This is a genomic window from bacterium, from assembly GCA_026398675.1.
GTDB lineage: Bacteria > RBG-13-66-14 > RBG-13-66-14 > RBG-13-66-14 > RBG-13-66-14 > RBG-13-66-14.
In genome coordinates, this window is the sequence record JAPLSK010000245.1 from 1 (window position 1) to 4,085 (window position 4,085).

3 protein-coding genes are annotated in these 4,085 nt (G+C 64.5%); all 3 read right to left on the reverse strand.

From position 1 onward, the window contains the following. Positions 1-575: 575 nt before the first annotated feature. Positions 576-1,073 carry a ferritin family protein gene (locus NTW26_07725; GenBank protein MCX7022142.1) on the reverse strand — a complete coding sequence of 166 codons (498 nt, stop codon included), beginning with the start codon at positions 1,071-1,073 and terminating at the stop codon, positions 576-578. Between the two features lie 92 nt (positions 1,074-1,165). Beyond that, complete coding sequence (locus NTW26_07730; protein ID MCX7022143.1) at positions 1,166-1,468, reverse strand: hypothetical protein; 303 nt, start codon at positions 1,466-1,468, stop codon at positions 1,166-1,168. 368 nt (positions 1,469-1,836) lie between these two features. After that, on the reverse strand, positions 1,837-4,085 hold a 2,249-nt coding region (locus tag NTW26_07735; protein MCX7022144.1), incomplete at its 5' end, for an ATP-dependent Clp protease ATP-binding subunit.

The window sequence follows — 4,085 nt, forward strand, 5'->3', positions numbered from 1 at the left end:
TGAATAACGTAGGGTGGCCCTGTAGGACGAGTCCTCCGCGGGCCGCCGTTTTCACACCTTACCCTCACCCTGACCCGTCGGCGCGCCGCTCCCTATAAGGGAGAGGGGATATGACGGGCCGACCTGAAGGTCGGCCCCAACGAGGTTCATTCCGACGTGCGACAATACGACGTAGGGGCGGGTGTCCACACCCGCCCGTCATCCCTCCATCATACCCCTAAATGTAGGGCGGGGATTTTAATCCCCGCCGCTTTCACGTCTCGACCCTCACCCCATGTTGCGATGATGTAGGGCGGCCCCGTAGGACGAGTCCTCCGCGGGCCGCCGTTTTCACACCTTACCCTCACCCCAACCCTCTCCCTGGAAGGGAGAGGGGGCCGCTTCACCCCTTACCCCCGACCTCTCCATAAATGTAGGGCGGGGATTCGCCGGGGGCGTAGCTCGCTGCGCTCGGTTCCTATCCCCGCCGTTTTTTCAAAGGAAGCCCTCACCCTTAGTCCCTCTCCCACATGGAGAGGGAAACCGCAACAACCCTCACCCCGACCCGCGCCACACCCCATCCAGCCGCAATAAACCTACGGCCCCAGGTTGATCAGGTTCATCCCGAAGGGGAAATCGTCCGTGCGCGTGTACTCGTCAATCTCCGCCAGGACGTCGTACTCGCTCTTCAACAGGTAGTAATGGCTCCGCTCCACGTTGGCCAGGTAGTTGAACATGACCTTCGCCCGGCCCGACACCCGCCCGGCTAATCCCTCGTAATGCTCGGCGGAGACCTCCTCCGCGCCCATCGCCGCCTTCCATAGCTCCGTCAGCTCCGCCTTCTCGAAGTCGAACTCCACGACCATCCGCGGCAAAAGCGACGGATCGGGCTTCGCCGGCGTCCCGCCTATCTTCTCCGTAAATACGGCGCGGAGCATATCGTAGTGCTTCCGCTCCTCGCCGGCCAGGAATTTCAGCTTGTCCCGCAGCATCAGGTTGCCGACCCGCCCGTGGAGGGTCTCGTAGATTTCCCGGGCCTGGGTCTCGCTGGCCAGCGCAACCTCCAGGGCTGTTTTGAGCGTCATCTCGGCCATCGGTCCTCCTCCCTTTCGTCGCCCCGATGATACCACAGCCGCCACCGGATGAAAAAAAGGCCCCGCGGGGGGCCCTTTCCACGCGACCGGCGCTAGTCGCCCATATCCACGAATATGATCCACACGTCGGCGGCGTCCGGGTCGTCGGTGAAGTACACGTAGAAGTCGGCGTAGTCGGGGTCGTCCACGAAGTACCAGACCTCTTCGTCGTCCTGGGCCAGGTCCGGGTCGTCGGTGAGGTAGATGACCTCGTCGGCCGAGTCCGCCGAGGAGACGTCGCACTCGTAAACGTCGAGGTCCGAGTACGCGGCTTCGGAGTCGTCGCAGACGTAGACGAAGGACGCCAGGGCGGGCGCCGCCGCGATGAGCGCCAGGACCGCGAAAAGCTTTAGCATGCCGGACCTCCGGGCGGTGGGTTACGGAAGTATAGCCGGTTTCGGGCCGAGTTTCAGAAAAAACCCTGTGTTCCGGTCGGCCCGCCTCTTCCGGAAAGGGGCCCCGACGCCGGCCGGATATGAGCAATCCGCCGACGTGAGCGAGGCGGTGGCACAGGTTTTACTTCGTATAGCTCGCTTCGCTCGGTTTTGCGGAACGCGGCCAGGCGTACTTCTCCCGGACTATTTGCGCAAAAACCGTGCCACCGCCGGCGGGCATTGCCGCCCCCACGGCGGTTTCGACCGAACGACCAACTCGAAAAGCTATCCGCTTTCCTTAAAAAAAGGGAGCGCACGCGCTCCCTCTCGATTCCAGGGGTTTAAAACGTCTAGACCGCGCTGGGCAGCTTGGACGGGGTGAAGATCGTCTGTTCGCCCGAGTGGTCCACCTCGATCAGGTCGCCCTCCTTGATGGTCCCCTTGAGGAGCTCCTCGGACAGTGGGTCCTCGACGAGGCGCTGGATGGCGCGTTGGATGGGCCGGGCGCCGAACTTCGGCTCGAAACCGTCCGTGATGACCCGTTCCAACAACCGGTCGGTGAACTCGATGGCGATGGTCTGCTCGGCCAACCGCAGCTTTATCTTCTTGAGCTGCAGCTTGACTATCTCCCGCAGGTCGTCCTTGGTCAGGGAGTGGAAGACCACGGTCTCGTCCAGCCGGTTTAGGAACTCCGGGTTGAAGAGGTGCTTGACCTCCTCCAAGATCTTGTCGCGCATGGCGAAGTAGTCCCCGGTGAAGGCGTCGGAGCCGAATCCGATGGCGTTGATGTCCTTGATGTCCCGGGTGCCGAGGTTGGAGGTCATGATGACCACGGTGTTTCGGAAGCTGACGGTGCGGCCGAAGGAATCGGTCAGCCGCCCCTCGTCCATCACCTGCAAGAGCAGGCCGAAGACGTCGGGGTGGGCTTTTTCGATCTCGTCGAGGAGCACGACGGAGTAAGGCTTGCGACGGACGCGCTCGGTGAGCTGCCCGCCCTCCTCGTAGCCCACGTATCCCGGAGGCGCGCCGATGAGCCGCGAGACCGAGAACTTCTCCATGTACTCGCTCATGTCCACGCGCACCACGGCGGAATCGTCGTCGAAGAGGAACCAGGCCAGCGTCTTGGCCAGCTCGGTTTTGCCCACGCCGGTGGGCCCGAGGAAGAGGAAGGTGCCGATGGGCTTGCTGGGCTCGCGGACGCCGGCGCGGCTGCGGCGGATGGCCCGCGTCACCGCGTCTATCGCCTCGTCCTGCGCCACTACCCGCCGGTGAAGCTCGTCCTTCATCCGCATGAGCTTCATCTGCTCGTCCGCGGCCATGCGGGTGATCTTTATCCCGGTCCAGCGGCTGATGGTCTCCATGACGTCGTCCACGTCCACGAGGCCGCGGGACTCCTCGAGGGAGCTCTCCCAGCGGCGCTTGGAGAAGGAGATGGCGCGGTCAATGCGGTCCAGCTCGAGGGCGCGTTCGCGCAACGCCTCGGAGAAGCCGTCGCCGGGCTCGGTCTGCCGCTGTAGCAGCTCCTCGCGCTCGCGCTCCAGGTCCCGGAGCTCCGCCGGCGGCACCAGGCAGGCCAGGTGGACCTTGGAAGCCGCCTCGTCCACCACGTCTATGGCCTTGTCGGGCAGCTCGCGGTCGGAGATGTAACGGTCCGACAGGCGCACCGCCGCCTCGATGGCCTCGTCGGAAATCTCCACGTTGTGGAACTCCTCGTAGCGGTCGCGGAGCCCCTTCAGTATGTCTATGGTTTCGCGGGCGGTGGGCGGGTCCACGAGAATGGTCTGGAAGCGCCGCTCGAGGGCGCCGTTCTTCTCGATGTACTTGCGGTACTCGTCCAGGGTGGTGGAACCGATGCACTGAACCTCGCCTCGGGCCAGGGCGGGCTTGAGCATATTGGAGGCGTCCAGGGCGCCCTCGGCCCCGCCGGCCCCCACCAGGGTGTGCAGCTCGTCTATGAAGAGAATGACGTCCTTGGCGTTCTTGAGCTCGCGGATGATTCCCTGGAGCCGTTCCTCGAACTGGCCGCGGTACTTGGTCCCCGCCACCACCGCCCCCAGGTCCAGCGAGATGAGCCGCCGGTTCGAGAGCGTCAGCGGGATGTCGCCGTCGGCGATGCGCTGGGCCAGGCCCTCGACGATGGCGGTCTTGCCCACGCCGGGAGGGCCGATGAGGACGGGGTTGTTCTTCTTCCGCCGGGAGAGAATCTGGATGACCCGCTCGGTCTCCTCGGCGCGGCCGATGACCGGGTCTATCTTCCCCTGGCGCGCCAGGGCGGTCATATCGGTGCCGAACTCGTCCAGAAGGGACTCTTCTTCCTTGCCCTTCTCGCGGGCCGGACGCTTCGCCCGGCGCGGGGCGGCGACCTCTTTGCGCCGGTTCTCCTCCAAAAGCGACTCCAGCTCGTTCTTGACGTCCTCGGGCTGGAAACCCAGATGGGCCAGCACCTGGGAGGCCACCCCCTCGGTGACGCGAATCAGGCCCAACAGGAGGTGTTCGGTGCCGATGTAATTGTAGCCGAGCTCGCCGGCAACCAGCACCGCCTGCTCCAGGACCTGCTTGGCCCGGTCGGTGAAGGCGTTGGAGTAGTAGCGACGAATGG